Here is an 18,892-nt window from a genome sequence, read left to right on the forward strand (position 1 = left end):
GCCCGAGCCCGCGCCGAGGCCGACGCCATCGCCGCCCGCGGCCAGGCCGAGGCCGACACGATCCGCGCCGCCGGCCAGGCCGAGGCCAAGGCCATGAGCGACAAGGCCGACGCCCTGGCCAAGTATGGAGAGGCCGCCACCCGCCAGATGCTGCTGGACAAGGCCCCGGAGATCGCCCGGGCCCTGAGCGAGCCACTGGCCAGCGTGCGTGACCTGTCGATCATCTCCACCGAGGGCGCCTCGGCGCTGCCCAAGGCCGTGGCCAACAACGTCGAGCAGCTCGACGTCATCCTGCGCAGCCTGGTGGGCACGGGCCTGACCGACATGGTGGGCGGCCACCTGCCGGACTCCGGGCCCTCAGACGGCGACGGCGGCAAGGCACCGACCGACGTCGTCGAGCACTAGATGGGCTGAGACCAGGCCGGCCCGCGGACGAACGGGGACTGTCACGCGCACGGGCGCAGGACTCCTGCACCCGGCCGCGTCACACGTCCCCGTCGTTCCGGCCACCGCGTGCGACCCTCCTCGGATCACACATCGACACAGGCAGATCATCATGAGACGTCGTTCATTCCTTCTCACCGCGTTCGGCGCCGCCGCGGGAGCCGGTCTCCTGCCCGTGAGCGGCTGCGCCGCGGGCCGGCGGACCCCGCGCCCTCTCACGTTCCTCCACGCGTCACTGCCCACACCACCCCACCCGAGCGCCGCACCGACGGCCTTCGGCGAGGAGGCGGTCTGGCCCTTACGCATCAAGGAGCCTCACCATCGGCCGTTGCCCGACAACGCCGCGATCGAGACCGTTCACGGCACCCTCCTCCTCGGGAAGGTCCATAACGACAGTTCCGACCCCCTCAGCGGTGATAGCCCCATCATCGTCGACCTCACCGGGCCGACGACCTACGCCGTCGTCCCCGACAGCTCCGAGCACGGCTATCGCATCGAGGAGATGACACCTCCCTATCGAGAGAACCGTCTTCCCCCCAGCCCCGGGACACCCATCACCGACCAGCTCGCCGGCGCCAGTGCGAGCGACGACGAGTTCGCCTACGTCATCACCGGTAGCGAGGACATGAGAGCCGGCCAGAGCCCTGAGGGCCGTGGTCGGCTCAGCCTGCTCAAGATCCGCCTGTCCGACCGCACCATTGTGGCCAGCACCATTCTCGGGGAGAACCTCGACCTCAGCTTGGAGATGGCTCACCACTTCTCGATCGTGCTGACCCCGGACGGCGGCAGTCTCCTGGTCACGAGCAGCTTCCCGCCCCGGGCCCTGAGGCTGTCCACAGCCGACCTGTCGGTGCAGCTCGACCTCGCCTCCATCACGTCCCAGAGATTCAGCGCCGTGGACGGCGGTGAGGCGGTCGCCCTGAACACAGACGACGGCAGAACGCAGACGGCCGTGGTCACACTCGCCGACGGCGTCGCCCACGCCCTGGAGACCATGTTCGCCCAGCTCGTGCACCAGGGCTATCTCTACGCCACCCGAAGGGCCGAGGGTGACCAGCCCTTCTCCGAGCTCATCATCAACCTCGCCACCGGCGAGCGGCTCGAGCCAGAGGACCTACCGGGTAACGACGAGAAGTCCAAGCAAGCAACGCTGAGCGCGCACGAGGGCTTCATCATCAGGGAGACCGACTATGTCCAGGTCCGCAGAAACGGCTCCGCAACCGCGCTCCTCACCTGGAAGCCGAGCGGCCAAGAGGCTTCCAAGGGCGTGGCGATCTGCGGATCCGTCCTCTACGTCGCCCTCGGCGGGGGCCGTATGCGCCTCGTCAACCTGGACACCGGCGAGGTGATCCAGGAGTCCAAAACCGGCAACCAGTATGACTACGGCGAGCTGGTGGCGGTGACACCCTACGGCGCCTGCTACAAGAACAACTTCTACCCGGCCACCGCCTGGCAGGGCTGAGACCGCGGCCAGCCGCGCCGTCGGGTCAGAGACTCCCCGGCCCGCGCGCCACGAGGGCGGCTGCGGCGTCGTAGGCGGCCCGGACGGCGGGCTGGGGATCGGCGCTCAGTCGCTCGACGGGGCCAAGCTCCCAGGCGGGCGGCCGCTCGCCCCCGGCGAGGACCCAAGCGGCTTGCCTGGCGGCGCCGTCGGCGACGTACTCACCGGGCTCGGGCACGTCCACGGGCAGGCCGAGGACCGCCGGAGCCATTTCCTTGGCACTGCTCCACCTCACGCCACCACCGACCATTGCGAGCCGGGAGACGTCAACACCCTGGGAGCGCACCGCGTCGACGCAAGCACCCATGAGGCACAGCAGGCCCTCGACGGCGGCGCGCGCGTAGTTCGCCGGGGTCAGGGACGCCAGGGTCATCCCCGTGAGAATCCCGGTGGCGCCGGGCAGGTTCGGGGTGCGCTCACCCTCGAGGTAGGGGACGTGGACCAGGCCACCCGCGCCGGGCTCGGCGGACAGGGCCAGTGAGTCGAACTCCTCGTAGCCGACGCCGAGAACCGCCTTGGCGGCGTCCAGGACACGGGCCCCGTTGAGAGTGCAGGCCAGTGGCAGGAAGGCGCCGGTGGCGTCGGCGAAGCCGGTCACCAGGCCGGAGGCGTCGTGGGTGGGAGTCGAGGAGACGGCCGCGACGACGCCGCTGGTCCCCAGCGACAGGCTCGTCCGCCCCGGTTGCAGGCCCAGGCCGAGAGCAACGCCGGCGTTGTCACCGCAACCGGGTCCCAGGACCAGGTGGCTCAGGTTGCGTCCGTCCACGTCGGCGCCGCCGCGAGCCGCGATCTCGGCCGGCTCGGCCACGCGCGGCAAAGCAATGCCCTCCACCTCCTGCGGACTGCGCCGCAGGGCCAGGGCGAGCAGGTCACGGCAGTAGGCGTTCGCCACGGCGTCGAAGTACCCGGTCCCCGAGGCGTCAGAGCGGTCGGTGACCAGGGCGTCCAGGTCACGCCGGCCGGCGGGGGCCGCGCCGCCGGTGGACAGGCGCCAGGTGAGCCAGTCGTGGGGCAGGCAGATCGCGGCGATACGGGCGGCGCTGCCCGGCTCGTGGTCGGCAAGCCAGCGCAGCTTGGTGACGGTCAGGGAGGCCACGGGGACGCTTCCAACGGCGTCGGCCCAGGCGCGGCGGCCGCGGGCCTGGTCGCCCTGCCCCAGATCCTCGATGAGCTCGTGGGCGGCTGCGGCGCTGCGGGTGTCGTTCCACAGCAGGGCAGGACGGATGACCCGCCCGTCGGCATCGAGGAGGACCATGCCGTGCTGCTGGCCGCCGATGGACAGGGCGGAGACGTCATCGAGCCCGCCGACGGCGTCGATGACCTCCCCCAGCGCCCTCCACCAGTGGTCGGGATGGATCTCCGTGCCGGCCGGGTGGGCGGCCCTGGCCTGGCGGACGAGGACGCCGGTGGCGGCGTCGCGAATGACGATCTTGCAAGACTGCGTCGAGGAGTCGACGCCGGCGACGAGGGGCATACCAACTCTTTTCACGATGACGACGGTGGGCGGGGTCGGAAGGCACTGTGAGTCGGCGAGTGCTCGCGGAACTCGGCGGGCAGGGACGACAGCACCGGCGAGTGCCACCGTGACTCCCGTCCCGGCTGCGGCGAGTCCGGTCATCCGATGAGGTGGCGCATGGCGTGCTGGTAGAGCTCGACGAAGTGGTACTCACGCTCAGCGGCGGCCTCGGCATCGAAGTCCTCATAGGCGTTGCGGTCGGACAGGAAGTCCTCAAGGCTCTCGCCCGCAGCGAGCGTGGGCCGGGCGAGCTCGTCGACCGAGGCGCTCTCCAGGAGCTCTCGGGTGACGGGATCGGCGCGGAAGGCCTTGGCCTTCTGCGCGAGCCTGATGTACATCTCCATGTTGGCCGCGGCCGACTCCCACACGCCCTCCATACCCTCGGTACGCGAGGGCTTGTAGTCGAAGTGGCGGGGCCCCTCGTATCGGGGCCCTCCGCCCACGAAGCCGTTCTCCAGGAGATCAACGGTGAAGAAGGCGCTGGCGAGGTCCCCGTGCCCGAAGGCCTTGTCCTGATCGTACTTGAGGCCGGACTGGGCATTGAGGTCGATGTGGAAGAGCTTGCCGGCGTTGAGTGCCTGCGCCAGCGCGTGGGTGTAGTTGAGGCCGGCCATCTGCTCGTGCCCGACCTCCGGGTTGAGACCGACGACATCGCTGTTGTCGAGCTCGGCGATGAGCGCCAGGGCGTGGCCGACGGTGGGCAGGAGGATGTCGCCGCGAGGCTCGTTGGGCTTGGGCTCCAGGCCGATCCTGAGGTTGTAGCCCTGGGACTTGATGTAACCGGCGACGGCGTCCAGCCCCTCCTTGTAGCGGTCGAAGGCGGCGTTGAGGTCCTTGGAGGAGTCGTACTCGGCACCCTCTCGTCCGCCCCACATGACAAAGGTCGTGGCTCCCAGGGAGGCGGCGAGATCGACGTTGCGCAGAATCTTGCGCAGGCCGAAGCGACGGATGGACCGGTCATTGTTGGTCAGACCGCCATCCTTGAAGACCGGGTGGGTGAACGTATTGGTGGTGACCATCTCGATCGTCAGCCCGGCCGCATCGGCCACCTTCTTGACGTGCAGCACTCGCTTCTCGCGCTCGGAGTCGGAGGCGTGGAAGTCGAAGACGTCGTTGTCATGGAAGGTGATGCCCCAGGCGCCGAGCTCGGCGAGTCTGCTGGTGTACTCCCAGGGCTCCAGGACCGAGCGGGTACCCGTGCCGAAAGGGTCAACAGCATTCCAACCGACCGTCCACAGACCAAAAGAGAACCTGTCCTCAGGGGTGGGCTTGCGAACCATGTCTCCTCCTTGAGCGTGCCTGTTCGCCCGGGCGAGGTCCCTCACCCGTTTTGTTTGTCCATAAAACAATGTCACGCCGTTGCGGTATAGTCAAGGCCGTGACCGGCTCAGCCCACGTCTCCAGCAGCGGGCCCCACCCCGCAGCCGTCCCCACCCCCGAGGCGCCTCCGTTCCCCGGAACGGGGGCACGTCAGTCCTCCTTGCGCTCCACGAACCTCGCCCTGGTGGCCCAGCAGGTCTTCTCCGCCCGTGAACCGATCTCGCGAGCCGATATCTCGGCCGCCACAGGCATGACCCGCTCGACGGCGTCACGCCTGGCCGACGAACTCGTGTCCGCAGGAATCCTCATGGAGCACACCCCTCTGCCCACACACAGACCCGGGCGACCCGCGGTGCCACTGACACCCGCCCCCGGCACGATCGCGGCCCTCGGCCTGGAGGCGGGAGTCACCTACCTGGCCGTGCGCGCGATCGATCTGACGGGCGGCATCCTGGCCGAGAGGATCGCACGACAGGACTCGACCGACTCCGACCCCGCTGCAGTGCTGGGAGAGCTGGCAGAGATGACCCGCCGGGTGCTGAGAGACGACGCCGTGCGCCGAGCCCGCATCATCGGAGCCGCTCTGGCACTACCCGGGCTGGTTTCAGGCGACCGACTCCTGCGTGCCCCGAACCTGGGATGGGCCGATCTGCGCCCCGTCGAGTACCTGCGGCCGGCACTGACGACGCCCAGCGCCACAGGCATCTCGACAACAGCATCCGCAGCTCCGCCGTCGTCGTACCCGCGCGACCCTCAGACCGTGCTGCTGGGCAATGAGGCCGACCTGGCTGCACTGACAGCGGCTCGCAGGCGGCCGGCGGGGCCTCCGGGCGTAGGAGGCGCCGACTTCGTCTACCTGTCCGGAGAGGAGGGCATCGGCGCAGGACTGGTACGCAACGGCGAGCTGTGGCACGGCGCCAACGGCTTCGCGGGCGAGATCGGACACGTGCAGGTCGCCGCGAACGGCCCGACCTGCTCCTGCGGGAACACAGGCTGCCTGGAGAGGTTCGCAGGGCGACAGTCCATTCTTGTCGCAGCCGGGATGGCGGCTGACGCCGGGCCCGAGCAGCTCCTCCAGGCCTGGCACGACGACTCCTCCCCCAGCCACGTCAGGGCACGAACGGCCCTGAGAGCAGCCGCTCAGGCACTGGGAATCGCACTGGGGGCTGCCGTCAACATCCTCGATATCCCGACCATCATCCTGGGAGGGCAGCTCGCTCCGCTCACCGAGGTTCTGCGCCCGGCCCTGGAAGAGGACCTGGCCCGCCGGGTTCTCGGCTCGCGCTGGTCCGCTCCACAGATCCTGCCCGCTCCCGACGACGAGGCCCCAGGAGCGACCGGAGGGGCCTGGTCACTCCTTGAGGCCGTCATCGTCGATCCCTCCGCCTGGATCTGACCGCACCTCCGCACTCGCGACCACACCCGCGGCGAGACCTCCGCCCCGCGGGAACGGTTCGCCCTCCGGCCACTTCCCGGGCTCCGGAACCAGACTGTCCCCCACCATCAGCCGAGGCGGGACAAGCGTGGTGATGGGCGGCTCACCATCGCCCTCAACCAGCCCGACAAGCATGTCAACCGCCGCCTCGGCAAGTCGTTGGTTGCCCATCTCGAAGTGTGCAGGCTTCACCAGGCAGTGCGGGTGCTCCGAGTCCCACGCACTGGCCAGGACTGAGACATCACGGCCGGCGCGCACACCGAGTAGTCCGAGAGCGTTGATCCAGTCGTCGACGCTCACCAACGGCCCGAGCAGATAGGCGCGCTCCTGCACGCACCTTGCGCCTCTCAGACTTTCAAGAGCACCCGGCAGTCCGGGCCCCACCCGCCTCAGCCTCAGCTCGACCGACCCCCGCGCCGCCGCCCTGGACGCACCGTCACGGAAACGACCGATGAATCCCAGCCCCGAGACCGAGTCGTCATCGGGCTCGACAAGATCGATCCGACCGTGACCACGCCGGATGAGCAGCTCGACCCCTTCCTCGCCCGCACGCTCATAGTCGCCATCGATCGAGAAGACCGGTCCGTCGGTCTGCGGCAACCCGATGAAGACCGACGAGATCCGGCTGTCGTGAAGCACAGCCGCACGGGGGTCATCATCGACCACCTCCATAATGAGGAGCCCGGCGCAGAGCCCGGTGTTGATGGCGCGCCGCAGACCGGAGACGCCCTCGTCGGTGGTCAGCAGGACGAGATCGTAGTCATGCAACCGGGCCCGACGTGCGAGCGCCACGATCAGGCGATGCTGCGCCGCCGAGTCCGCACCCACACGATAAGGGACCACCACGCCGAGCACTCGCGCACGTCGCGATCGCAGCGCCCGCGCACTGGCATCCGGGCTGTACCCCAGCTTCTCCATCGCGGCGAGGACCTTCCTGCGGCTCTCGTCGGCCACAGGTCTCCGTCCGCTCATCACGTAGGAGACAGTGGTCTGGGAGACCCCGGCCTGCGCCGCAACATCGCGACTGGTCGGTTTACCCGCACCCTTCACGATTCCTCCAACAACAGATTGACAGATGTGCGCGAGAGCACATATCGTACGCCTATTCCCTGGAAGCATGCAGGCGAGCAGAGTCGCTCCGCCACGCATACGTATGCGCAACGAGGAGGTTTCATGCTTCACATCCATCGCTCTGCCGCGGGCTACGAGCTGCACCACGACCACGAGGTCATCCGCATCGACCCCTGGGGCCCTGACTCTGTGAGGGTTCGGATCGCCCGCCACCGGATCGAGGAGGTCGACCACGGGGCCCTGCAGCCGACCGCACCTCAGGGATGCCGGCTCGACCTGATATCGGAGCAGAACGACTGCGTCGAGCTCCGCAACCATGCACTCACCGTCCGGATCCGCATCGACCCGGGCTCCGGGAATCCTCGACCACTCATCTCATTCCTCCGCGACGGGACGGAGATCCTCACCGAGCTCCCCGAGCACTTCTGGTGGCCCGGCGCTCACGGCATCTATCCTCTCGGCAGCACGCACGAGGTCCGCCAGGCCTTCGCCTCCACCTCCTCGGAGAAGATCTACGGGCTCGGCCAGTACAGTCATGGACGACTCGATCAAAAGGGGCTCGTTCTCGACCTCACCCAACGCAATGGCGAGGTATCGATCCCCTTCATCCTGTCCAGTCACGGCTACGGGTTCCTTTGGAACAACCCGGCCGTCGGACGGGTGGAGCTGTCCGAGGACCGAACCCGCTGGGTCGGCTACGGAACCGAGCAGATCGACTACTGGTTCACTACCGCCCCACTACCGGCGACCATCCTGAGCCGTTACGCCGACGCCGTGGGTCACGCACCGGCACTACCACATTGGGCGACCGGATTCTGGCAGTCCAAGCTGCGGTACCGAACGCAGGAGGAACTTCTCGAGGTCGCGCGCCGCTACAGCGACGAAGGAATCCCGTTATCCGTCATCGTATCCGACTTCATTCACTGGCCGGCCATGGGAGACTATCGTTTCGATACCGAAGAGTTCCCTGACGCGGGCGCAATGATCGAAGAGCTGGCATCAATGGGCACCAGACTGATGGTATCAATATGGCCAACAGTGTCCCCCCTATCCGAGAACGCCAGCGAAATGCGCGATCGAGGGTATCTTGTGGCCACCGAGAACGGCCTGGACTACCACCAGTCATTCAAGGACAAGGCGATGGACGTCGCCCTTCCCGTCAGTTTCTACGACGCAACGAATCCCGCAGCCAGAGCCTATCTCTGGGAGAAAGTGAGAGAGAACTACTACGACCTCGGAGTCAGAACCTGGTGGCTCGACGCCTGTGAACCAGAACTCAACCCCGGGCACCCCGGTAACCTCAGCTACTTCGCGGGCACGGGACTGCAGCTGAGCAACATCTATCCACGGGACCACGCTCGCGGTTTCTACGAAGGAATGCGATCGGCGGGAGAGACGGACATCGTGCTCCTGTGCCGTTCAGCCTGGGCCGGGCAAGCGAAATACGGCGCCGCCGTGTGGTCGGGAGACATCGCCCCGACCTGGGAGGCGCTTCGCCAACAGGTGACAGCCGGTCAGAACATCGGCATCTCCGGAATCCCCTGGTGGACCTCTGATATCGGCGGGTTCCACGGCGGCGACCCAGATGACCCGAAGTATCGCGAGCTATTTATTCGCTGGTTCCAGTTCGGCGCATTCTGTCCCCTATTCCGGCTTCATGGGCACCGTGAGCCCCGAGAGGCCATCGGCGCCGTCAGCAGCGGAGGACCCAACGAGATCTGGTCCTACGGGCCAGATGCCTTCAAGATCGCTCGACGCTACATCGAGCTACGAGAGAGAATTCGTCCCTACCTCCACGACGTCATGACCCAATCATCACGCAGTGGGATCCCGGCGATGCGCTCCCTGTTCCTCGATTTTCCTGGAGACCGCCGTGCATGGTCCACACCGCATCAGTATCTCTTGGGCCCCGACCTCCTGGTCTGTCCCGTCACCGAACCCGGCGCACAGACGTGGACCGTCTATCTGCCCGATGGTTCCAGCTGGCGGGAGCCGCGAAGCGGCCGACTGCTTGACGGCGGTCAGGAGGTGGTTCTCGACGCCCCTATTGAGAACATGCCCATTCTCATTCGAGAAGGCAGCCCGCTTCAGCTCTCATGACCCCGAACAGGGAATTTCAGTACCCCACCCCTCAGAGATCTTCACAAAGGAGAGAAGACATGAGCATCATCAACCTCAAAATGTCCCGGCGTACCGCAATGATCAGCCTGCTCGGAGCAACGGCAGCAACCGGAATAGTGGCCTGCTCCTCACAATCGCGGTCGAAGGAGGGCACCATTGAGATGTGGGACTATCTCGGGCAAGGAGTCTCAAACACGGCGATGGAGGCGGTCGTTGCCGCCTTCCAGAAGAAGAATCCCGATCTCAAGATACACCGCACGTCCTTCGCCTACAGCGACCTGAGCAAGTCGATCGTGCAAGGCGGCGCAGGAGGCCAGGTCCCCGATATCGCTGTCGTCGACGTCGTCGACAATCAGAATCTGGCATCACTGGGACTTCTCAAAGACCTCACAAGCGCCCTGGGCACGAAGTCCTCAGAGTTCTACGAGGGCCCATGGAAATCCACGCAGCTGGACAGCAAGACCTATGGCGTCCCACTGAACTCCAATAACCTGGGCCTCTTCTACAACAAGGACCTGCTGTCAGCCGCCGGCCTGCAGCCCCCAACAACGTGGGAAGAGCTCAAGACCGCGGCCCAGGCCACCACCCGGGGCGAAGTGACCGGGCTGGCGGTGTCCGCCATCAAGAACGAACAGGGCACGTTCCAGTTCCTCCCATTCGTCTGGCAGACGGGCGGGGATCTCGACACCTACAGCAGCTCCGGCGCAGAGGCACTCGCCTACCTCAAAGGGCTCATTGACTCAGGAGCGATCTCGTCCGCGGTCACCAACTACAGTCAGGAGGACGCTCGAACCCAGTTCACCGCCGGCAAGGTAGCCATGATGATGAACGGCCCCTGGGAGCTGCAGAACCTCACCGACGTCGGCTTCGAGTGGGGCGTTGCCGCGCTGCCCGCAGGCAAGCGGGCGGCAACGGGACTCGGAGGGGAGAACGTCGTCGTCATGCAAGAGGGTCCCAATGCGGAGGCGGCCATGAAGCTCGCGGAGTTCCTCGCCGGTGCCGAGGGCGCCAAGACCTACTGCGACCAGTCAGGACAACTGTCCGCACGTCCCGACCTGGCGGGCAAGCTGGCACTTTCGGGAGACCCCAATATGCAGATATTCGAAAAACAACTCGATGTCGCGCACGCACGTGCCTACGGCAAGGACTACGCAAAGATCTCCGAGGCGATTCAGCAGTCGGTGCAGGAGGCCCTCACGGGCGCCGCCACGCCCGAGGCGGCCGCCGCGAACGCGAGCACGTCGATCACGCAGCTGCTGAAGGATGCGAAGTGACCACGTCGAGGCACTCTCGAGTCCAGACGGCGAGTGCACTGAAGCGCACTCGCCGTCTTGGCCTCATCATGTCCGCACCGGCCTTGACATATATCGGGATATTCCTGGTCGTACCGCTGATGTACAACCTGTGGATCAGCGCCACCAATGCGAACGGAGCCAATCTTATATCCGGCAGCTTCTCGCTCAACGGCTTCGCCAACTATCTTGGGGTTCTCAGTGATCCGGATTTTTGGAACGGCCTGACACTCAGCGGGATCTTCACGGTCGCCTGCCTGACACTGCAGTTCGCCATCGGTTACGCCCTGGCTCTGTTCTTCCGTCGACCATTCCCCGGAAACGGAGTAATTAGAGCTCTTCTTCTGGTGGGCTGGATTCTTCCCCCGGTCGTCACCGGAACGATTTTCAAATGGATATTCGACTCCGACTACGGGGTGCTCAACCACCTCTTACAATCCGCCGGCGTGATCGATAGACCGATCTTGTGGCTCACCGGACCAGCAACCTCCATGGCCGCCATCATCATCGCCAACCTGTGGGTGGGGATCCCATTCAACATGCTGCTTCTGCTCTCCGGGCTTCACACTATTGACGACAACCTCTACGAGGCAGCCGCGGTGGACGGAGCAAGCCCGTGGCGATGCTTCACCTCCATCACCACCCCACTCATGCGACCGGTCATCATCTCGGTTCTGCTTCTGGGTGTCATCAACACCTACAAGGTCTTCGACCTCATCTACACCATGACGAAGGGAGGTCCCGTGACAGCGACCACGACACTGCCCGTCTACACCTACCTGAAGACCTTCAAGGTCTTCGAGTTCGGTAACGGCGCGGCTGCATCCACCCTCACGCTACTGCTTCCTCTTCTTCTGTCATGGTTCTACGTTCGCAGCCTCAAGGAGGAGGACCAGTGAGCTCTGACACCACCCCCGCCCGCACCGTTGACAAGTCCACTCCCAGGGAGATCCGGAGACGACGGCGGAGCATCATCAAGTCGACAGTTGCCTGGGTCCTGGCCGCCTGCTACATCTTCCCCGTCTACTGGATGCTCGTCACCTCCCTCAAGACCAAGGGAGAGACTTTTTCTCAGCCGCCCCATTTCCTGCCCCACGAAGTCACATGGGATTCCTATCGGGCAGCACTGTCACCTCAGTACGGAGTAGGCATCGCTTTAACCAACTCCCTTATCATCGCCACTGGCACACTCCTGCTCACTCTCGTCATCGCGGTTCCTGCAGCATATTCTGTTGCACGTTTCCGAACGGGATGCTCCACCGGAATGCTGGTGATGCTCACAGTCGTCCAGCTTCTCCCCGCCATCGCGATTTCGATCCCAATGTTCGTGATATTTCGCCAAGCAGGCCTCATCAACTCCTACATCTCGATCATTCTGGCGGACGTATCAGTCACTCTGCCCTTCGCCGTCATTCTCCTGAGACCGTACTTCAAGCAGTTCCCGATCGATGTGGAAGAGGCTGCGCGCCTAGACGGGCTGGGTACGATCGGCACGATCGTACGCATTGTCGTCCCAACAATCCGTCCCGGGATCATCATGATCTCCTCGTTCGCCTTTCTGATGGCTTGGGGAGAGTTCACGTACGCACTCACGCTGTCCACCAACCAGGAGATCCAGCCTTTGACAGTGGCACTCAACAGGTTGATCGGCCAGTACGGCACGAACTGGAACGACCTCATGGCTGTGGCCACACTCATCGCCGCTCCGGCGCTCATCCTGTTCATCGCCCTGCAGCGCTACATCGTGGCGGGCCTGGCGGGAGGCGCAACCAAGGGGTGATACGACCGGCAAGCCCGCGCGCATCCATCGCCTCCGACCGACACGCCTGCTGCCACAGCGCCGTAGGCGTGTCAGCATCCGGAAACAACTGTGAACATTCGTGCACGGCGCGTGGTGACGCAGGCCCACCGGCTCCGAAGAATCGCCAGTGACACCGGATATCACTGACGAGCGAAGGAGCACATGCATGAGTGAGAGGATCGCCCTGACCGAGCTGGACGAGCAGCTGCAGGAGGCGGTAGCGGACACCAGACGGCGAGTGGCCGCCCTGCACGCCGAGCTGCCCCGCTGGGGCCTGGTGGTGTGGACCGCCGGTAACGTCTCGGAGCGGGTCGTCGTCGACCGCGGCGACGGCCCCGTCAAGACCGACCTGTTCGTCATCAAGCCCTCCGGCGTCTCCTACGACGAGCTGACCGCGGAAGCCATGGTGGTCTGCACGCTCGACGGGGAGAAGATCGACGACGGTACGCCGGTCTCTCTGACGCCCTCCTCCGACACGGCCGCGCACGCCTACGTCTACCGGCACCGCGACGACGTCGGCGGCGTCGTCCACACCCACTCCCCCTACGCCACCGCCTGGGCCGCCCGACGCGAGCCGATCCCCTGCGCCCTGACGATGATGGGCGACGAGTTCGGGGGCGACATCCCGATCGGCCCCTTCGCCCTCATCGGGGACGACTCGATCGGTCGCGGCATTGTGGAGACCCTGGAGGGCTCCAGGTCGCCGGCGGTCCTCATGGCCAACCACGGTCCCTTCACCGTGGGCGGGGACGCGCGCGACGCCGTCAAGGCCGCCGTCATGTGCGAGGAGGTCGCCCGCACGATGAGCATCGCCGAGCAGCTCGGTGAGGTGAAACCGATCCCGGTCGACCTGGTGGAGCGCCTCAACGACCGTTACCAGAACGTCTACGGCCAGCACTAGCCGGCGGGCGCGGAAGGGCGCGACATGAGTGCGGGGTCCGGAACCCACCTGGTTCCGGATCCCGCACATCTGTTCATGCTGTCTGCGCGCCCGGAGGCGAGGGCTCAAATGTCCTCCAGGACAGCACCCTTGGTCTCACGGGCCAGCAGGTAGACGAAACCGCCCAGGATCAGCATGGCCGCGAAGAAGAGGAAGGCGGGGAAGACGGCCGCCAGGGGATGTGCCAGCTCCTTGAGATTGTCCGAGCCGATCATCGCCCCCATGAGCAGCGGACCGATGATCTTGGCGATCGCCCCGATGCCGTAGCCCAGCCCGAGTCCCGTGCCGCGGGCGTCGTTGGGGAACTGCTCGCCACCGAAGGCGTTGAGGATCCCGAAGGCGCCGTCGCCGAAGCCCATGGTGATGCAGATGCCGGTGAAGAAGATGATCCAGGAGGTCTCCCAGTGGGCGGAGAAGGCCACGATGACCGCGCCCAGGGCCCCGATGAGCCCGAATGAGAACATCGTCCAGCGCCGCCCGATCCGGTCGGCGAGCCAGGCCGAGGCCAGGCGTCCGAGGAGATCCACCAGGGAGACCCCCATGAACAGCGTGCCCACGGTGTCGGCATCGATGTCATCGAAGCCGACCTCCAGGAGTGTCTGCCCCCAGGACTGCACGGTGAAGGAGCCCAGGATGAAGCAGAACGAGCCGACCGAGACGATGAGCAGGGGCCTGAGGTGCTTGCGGAACAGCTCGGAGTAGGCGATGCGCTGCTCGGCCTCAACCGGCGGCAGGGAGCCGACGAAGTCGGGCGCCATCTCCAGGGCCCAGGCGATGGACTCGCGCGCCTCGCGCTCACGCCCTTGGGAGAGCAGGAAGCGGGGCGACTCCGGGACGATCCGGATCCAGGCCAGCAGGAGGATCGGAATGGCGCCCAGGGCAATGAGGCCGCGCCAGTTGTCGTGCATGGCCCGCTGTCCCAGGGAGCCCAGGAAGAGCCCGAGCGGGATGAACACCGAGCCGAGCCCGGCCAACAGACCGCGCTGCCTGGTGGGAACGAACTCCTGAACATAGGGGATGGAGACGATGTTGAGCCCCCCGACGCCCACGCCGACCAGCACCCGCAGAAGGGCGAGCATCATCCACCAGCCGGTGGGGGTGAACACCGAGGCCAGGGTGAAGATGGTGAAGAGCAGGACGCACCAGAAGAAGGTGCGCCGTCGTCCCATCCGGTCGGCCGCCCGGCCCCACAGGACCGAGCCGAGAACCGTCCCCAGCCCCGAGCAGGCCAGGATGATACCGGTCTCGAAGCCGCCCAGGCTCCACTCCTTCTGGAGCTGGACGACGGCGAATCCGATGAGGAACATGTCGAAGAACTCCGAGACGTTGGCGACGATCGCCAGCCCGATAATGCTTCGTTGGTGGCCACTCAGTGGCCGGGAGTCGATCTGTTCGAGGGCACTCATCGCGGCAGGTTTCGGAGTCGTGTATCCCGATGCGGTACTCATATGCAGTCCAATCTACGGTGGAGCCGGCGCACAGGCGCCTCAGCGCACGATGTCCGAGCCTTGGAGGGCCAGGAGGTCGCCGGGGCGCACATGGGTGAGGTCGCCGTGGTGGGTCAGGGCGAGCTGGGCCACCTTGGTGCCCATCTCGATGCCGCGCCCGACATCGCCGTCGAGCCAGCCGTGAAGCGTGCCGGCCACGAAGGAGTCACCGGCACCGGGCCGGTCGATGACCGGGACGGACTTGATCTCGTAGATGCGCTCGCCCTCGGCGGCGGTGGACAGGTAGGTGCCGGCGCGCCCGTCGGTGGACACGACCGTGGGGGCACCGATCTCCTCACGCAGGTTGCGGCACGCGTCCACGCCCTGACCTGGGACGCCGAAGACGATTCCGGCGTCGGTGCGCGAGCAGAACAGGATCGAGGCTCCCCTGGCGATCGGCTCCAGGACCGCCCGGGCCTGCTCGCCGTCCCACAGCAGGGAGCGGAAGTTGACGTCGAGGGCGACGTCGACGCCCCGGTCCCGAGCGGCGTCGGCGACGTAGCGCACCACTCGGGCGGTCTCGGGGGTCAGGGCCGCGGTGATCCCGGTGAGGAAGACCAGGCGGGTGTCGAGCAGGGCGTCCCAGTCGAACTCCTCGGAGGCAATGCTGCGGAATGGCGTGTACTCGCGGTCGTAGGTGACCTTGCCCGGCAGCGGGAACTCGCCAGGCTCGAGGAAGTAGAGGGCGACGCGGCCCGTGTCGGCCATGACGACGTGGCTCATGTCCACGCCGACGGCGGAGTACTCCAGGGCGATGCGGTCGGCCAGCTCGCCGCGGGGCAGCTTGGTGGTCCAGGCGGTGGAGCGGCCGAGCTCGGACAGGAGCCCGGCGACGTTGGCCTCGGAGCCGGCTGCGGTCATGCGCAGGGACCGGGCGGTGGCCAGGCGGTCCCCGCGCTCGCAGGTCAGCCGGATCTGTCCCTCGCCAATGGTTGTCAGGTCGTACCTCATTGTCGATTCTCCTATGCAGCGGCAACGGCGCCGCTCGTGGTTCGGGTGGTGGTTCGGGTGCGGTCGTACGGTCCGGTGGGTGGTGGGACGGTCAGGAGGCGTGGGATCCGGGTCCTTGCGGGAGCGCGCCTACGGCGCCACGACGGCGAGGCCCGCCGCGGCGGCGCGGTCCTCGATGAAGGTGCGGGCGGCGGCGCAGCGGTTCAAGGAGTCCGGGGCGTCGTCGTTCCACATCTCGATCATGAGGCGGCCGCTCCAGCCCTGGGCGGCCAGGAGCGCGAAGGAGCGGCCCCAGTCGACGACGCCGGTGCCCATCTCCACGCGGCGAGGCTCGCCGGGGCGCACGTCCTTGGCGTGCATCGCCACCATGTGGCCTTCTCCGGCGGCGAGCTCGACGCCCGGGTCGAGGCCCTGCTCGGCGATGTTGCCCAGGTCGGGGTAGAGCTGGAGGTAGGGCGAGTCGACGGCGTCGACGAACTCCATGGCCTTGGTCAGGGAGGTGACGTCGTCGCCGTCGACGTTCTCGATCCCCATGACGACGCCCAGGCGCGCGGCCAACGGGACGGCGTCGGCCAGGAGCTGGGCGTACCAGCGCTCGGCGTCGGGATTCGGATCCTCGTAGTAGCAGTAGTAGCCGGCGATCTGGATGACCGGGACGCCCAGGTCGTGGCAGACCTGCAGGCCGCGGGCCATCACCTCGCGGGCGCGACGGCGCACGGCCGGGTCGGCCGATCCGGGCCCGATCCGGCGGTGCACGGACAGGCAGATCCCACCGATGTCGGTGCCGGCCGTCTCGGCGGCCCGGCGCACGGTGCGGCACTGCCCGGCGTCCCAGTCCAGGCGGGCCTCCCGCTCGGGGGACTCGTCGATGGACAGGTCGAGGAAGGAGAAGCTGGCACGAGGAACCTGGTCGAGGAAGACCCGCCAGGCCTCACCGGCCACCCGGCTCCCGGAGACCGCCGGCGGCCCACCGCGCAGAGCCTTCTCGTAGATGCCCAGGCTGATGCCGGCCGCGAGCCCGACCGCGGCGCCGGCCCGTGCAGTCTCTGTCGCAGCGCTCATGGCCACACCTCCTCCAGGGTGGCGCGCAGCCCGGCGGCCGCGCCGGCGGGGTTCTCGGCTGTGACGATCGCCCGGCCGGTGATGACGATGCCGACCTCGCGTCCGGCGAAGGCGGGCAGGTCGGCAGGGCTCACGCCGCCGGTGATGGTGACGGTGAAGCCCATGGCGGCCAGCTCGTCGACCCTGTCCATGTCCTCGCTCTTCCAGGACAGGTCACCGGAGGCCTCCCGGTCGCGTGAACGCTTGACGATGACGTGCTCGACGCCGGCCTTGCGCCAGGCGCGGGCGCGTTCGGCGTCGAACCACTCGTCGGCCAGCTCGACCTGGACCTCGCCGCCGAGCTCGTCTGCCACCTGGCAGACCTGGCGGATCGTGGACATGGAGGCGCCGGCCACGCAGGAGACGAGGTCGGCCCCGGCCTCGAAGGCCAGGCGGGCGATCTTGGAACCGGCCTCGGCGATACGCACGTCGGCGAGAATCTGCTTGTCCGGGAAGAGGGCCCGGATGGCGCGCACGGCGTGAAAGCCCTCGCACAGGACGAGGATGGTGCCGCACTCGATGACGTCGACATGGGGGGCGGCCTGCTGGAGCGGACCGAGAGCGCTGGGCAGGTCGAACGTGTCCAGGGCGATCTGGAGCCTGGGGGTTGGAGGCTGCCGGGTCATGGTGTTGACTCCTCCCCTCAGCCGGCCAGGGGCTCGAAGGCGAAGAAGGTGGCGGCGTTGCCCACCAGGAGGTCCTGGACGTAGGCGGGGTCGACGCCCTCGTCCTCGATGAGGCGGGGGCAGAAGACGGCCGGGTCGTAGTCGATGCCGGAAACCGACCCGTAGGCCTTCTGGTAGGAGGCCTTGCCGGAGTCGGTACCCAGGAGGATCTGCCTGCCGTAGCCCTTGGCCCCCAGGATCTTGATGATGTCGACCCGGGCGTTGTCGGGCACGTACTTGATGCGGTTGGTGCCGTCGAGCTCGACGTAGGCGCCGGTGGCGACGATCTGCTCGTGGACCCACGGGTCCCAGTTGCGCTGGATGTGGCCGATGGCGATCTTCTCCGGGGCGACGCCCCGGTCGATGAGGAAGCGGGCCTGCTCGGGGCCGCAGGTGCCGGCGGTGACGTGGGTGTTGATGGGCGCGCCGGTCTCCTTGGAGGCGATGGCCACGGCCTGGCCGGTCTTGACCTCCCAGTCGGTGATCCTCCCGTAGGCGGTGGCCCACTTGATGCAGCCGGCCCTGATGTCGGTGCGCTTGACGAGCGGCCCCATGTAGTCGTTGGCATCGACGCCCTCGACGATGTCGGCGATGAGCAGGTCGGCGATCTCGGTGATCGTGTACTGGTTGACCCAGGACTGGCGCCACTCCAGGTAGACCTTCTGCTGGTGGAAGCCGGTGGCCTGGATGACCTGCAGGTCCGGGACGCGGTCGACGACGTCGCGCAGCGTGAGCACGCCGCGTCCCGAGGAGGCCGGGCACATGTCGACGATGGTGGCGCTGGGGGCGAAGCGCTTGGAGGCCTCGACGAAGTAGGTGGCCTCCCGGACCGCCTTGGCCTCGTCGATGAGGAGGTGGTCGGGGTCGATGTAGACCTCTCCTGCGCCGACGCGGATGAGGTGGTCGTGGGCGTTGACGACTCCGAGGCTCTCGGGGTCGACGTCGCCGTGGATGGTGCGGACGATTCCCATGGGTTCTTCTCCTCCAGACGGGTTCTCCGGGCAGGTCGTGTCGGACGGGTGGTGGGTGATCGGCTGCCGGGCCACCGCTCTCCGTCCACGTCCGTCACGCTACGGAGAGGAGTACCGACACCGAAGAACAGCGATGAACGGATGTTCAGATTGACGGCACAACTGACTGACCGGTTTTGAGAGAATCGCTGCCAGAACCGGGGATCTGATAATCACGATTAGATAACCTGAACGCATGTGTGCACAGCTGACTCGGGAACGGGCCTCACTGCTGCT

16 protein-coding genes are annotated in these 18,892 nt (G+C 66.7%); 8 read left to right on the forward strand and 8 right to left on the reverse strand.

The window, feature by feature from the left end:
- The coding region (locus RWR81_RS08840) for a flotillin domain-containing protein (protein ID WP_314456952.1) at window positions 1-405 on the forward strand (405 nt) is incomplete at its 5' end.
- A 151-nt stretch (window positions 406-556) separates the two neighbouring features.
- Window positions 557-1,906, forward strand: coding sequence for a hypothetical protein (locus tag RWR81_RS08845; RefSeq protein WP_314456954.1), 1,350 nt, complete (start codon window positions 557-559; stop codon window positions 1,904-1,906).
- A 25-nt stretch (window positions 1,907-1,931) separates the two neighbouring features.
- Here RWR81_RS08845 and RWR81_RS08850 read toward each other — a convergent pair whose 3' ends face one another.
- Window positions 1,932-3,419, reverse strand: a complete 1,488-nt coding sequence (locus RWR81_RS08850; RefSeq protein ID WP_314456956.1) for an FGGY family carbohydrate kinase — start codon at window positions 3,417-3,419, stop codon at window positions 1,932-1,934.
- 140 nt (window positions 3,420-3,559) lie between these two features.
- Entirely contained in the window at window positions 3,560-4,741 is a 1,182-nt protein-coding gene (gene xylA, locus RWR81_RS08855; protein ID WP_314456958.1) for a xylose isomerase, read from the reverse strand.
- Between the two features lie 98 nt (window positions 4,742-4,839).
- Here xylA and RWR81_RS08860 point away from each other — a divergent pair, with 98 nt between their 5' ends.
- A complete protein-coding gene (locus tag RWR81_RS08860; RefSeq protein ID WP_314456959.1) occupies window positions 4,840-6,177 on the forward strand; it encodes an ROK family transcriptional regulator in 1,338 nt (445 codons plus the stop codon).
- Here the strand turns inward: RWR81_RS08860 and RWR81_RS08865 are convergent.
- A complete protein-coding gene (locus RWR81_RS08865) occupies window positions 6,133-7,266 on the reverse strand; it encodes a LacI family DNA-binding transcriptional regulator (protein ID WP_314456960.1) in 1,134 nt (377 codons plus the stop codon). The genes RWR81_RS08860 and RWR81_RS08865 overlap by 45 nt on opposite strands.
- Before the next feature lie 123 nt (window positions 7,267-7,389).
- On the opposite strand from RWR81_RS08865, the gene RWR81_RS08870 reads away from it, so the two are divergent.
- The 5 genes from RWR81_RS08870 to RWR81_RS08890 all read left to right on the forward strand — a co-directional run bounded on the left by RWR81_RS08870 (window position 7,390) and on the right by RWR81_RS08890 (window position 13,402).
- On the forward strand, window positions 7,390-9,387 hold the full coding sequence (locus RWR81_RS08870) for a TIM-barrel domain-containing protein (protein WP_314456962.1): 1,998 nt from the start codon (window positions 7,390-7,392) through the stop codon (window positions 9,385-9,387).
- Between the two features lie 59 nt (window positions 9,388-9,446).
- Window positions 9,447-10,682 carry a sugar ABC transporter substrate-binding protein gene (locus RWR81_RS08875; protein WP_314456963.1) on the forward strand — a complete coding sequence of 412 codons (1,236 nt, stop codon included), beginning with the start codon at window positions 9,447-9,449 and terminating at the stop codon, window positions 10,680-10,682.
- Window positions 10,679-11,599: a sugar ABC transporter permease gene (locus tag RWR81_RS08880; RefSeq protein ID WP_314456965.1), complete on the forward strand. Its 921-nt coding sequence runs from the start codon at window positions 10,679-10,681 to the stop codon at window positions 11,597-11,599. Before RWR81_RS08875 ends, RWR81_RS08880 begins: the two co-directional genes overlap by 4 nt.
- Entirely contained in the window at window positions 11,596-12,480 is an 885-nt protein-coding gene (locus RWR81_RS08885) for a carbohydrate ABC transporter permease (RefSeq protein ID WP_314456967.1), read from the forward strand. The genes RWR81_RS08880 and RWR81_RS08885 overlap by 4 nt, the downstream gene beginning before the upstream one ends.
- Before the next feature lie 187 nt (window positions 12,481-12,667).
- Window positions 12,668-13,402, forward strand: coding sequence for an L-ribulose-5-phosphate 4-epimerase (locus RWR81_RS08890; protein ID WP_314456970.1), 735 nt, complete (start codon window positions 12,668-12,670; stop codon window positions 13,400-13,402).
- 104 nt (window positions 13,403-13,506) lie between these two features.
- On the opposite strand, the gene RWR81_RS08895 is transcribed toward RWR81_RS08890, so the two are convergent.
- From RWR81_RS08895 to RWR81_RS08915, 5 genes are all read right to left on the reverse strand, one after another.
- The gene (locus RWR81_RS08895; RefSeq protein ID WP_314456972.1) at window positions 13,507-14,847 is read right to left on the reverse strand and encodes an MFS transporter; all 1,341 of its coding nucleotides are present in this window, start codon (window positions 14,845-14,847) and stop codon (window positions 13,507-13,509) included.
- Window positions 14,848-14,928: 81 nt separating this feature from the next.
- The gene (locus RWR81_RS08900) at window positions 14,929-15,879 is read right to left on the reverse strand and encodes a sugar kinase (RefSeq protein WP_314456974.1); all 951 of its coding nucleotides are present in this window, start codon (window positions 15,877-15,879) and stop codon (window positions 14,929-14,931) included.
- A 129-nt stretch (window positions 15,880-16,008) separates the two neighbouring features.
- Window positions 16,009-16,941, reverse strand: coding sequence for an L-ribulose-5-phosphate 3-epimerase (locus RWR81_RS08905; protein WP_314456976.1), 933 nt, complete (start codon window positions 16,939-16,941; stop codon window positions 16,009-16,011).
- Complete coding sequence (locus RWR81_RS08910; RefSeq protein ID WP_314456978.1) at window positions 16,938-17,606, reverse strand: orotidine 5'-phosphate decarboxylase / HUMPS family protein; 669 nt, start codon at window positions 17,604-17,606, stop codon at window positions 16,938-16,940. Before RWR81_RS08910 ends, RWR81_RS08905 begins: the two co-directional genes overlap by 4 nt.
- A 17-nt stretch (window positions 17,607-17,623) precedes the next feature.
- A complete protein-coding gene (locus RWR81_RS08915; RefSeq protein ID WP_314456980.1) occupies window positions 17,624-18,616 on the reverse strand; it encodes a phosphotriesterase-related protein in 993 nt (330 codons plus the stop codon).
- Window positions 18,617-18,892 lie beyond the last annotated feature (276 nt).

Origin of the sequence: uncultured Actinomyces sp. (assembly GCF_963526355.1) — a bacterium.
GTDB lineage: Bacteria > Actinomycetota > Actinomycetes > Actinomycetales > Actinomycetaceae > Actinomyces.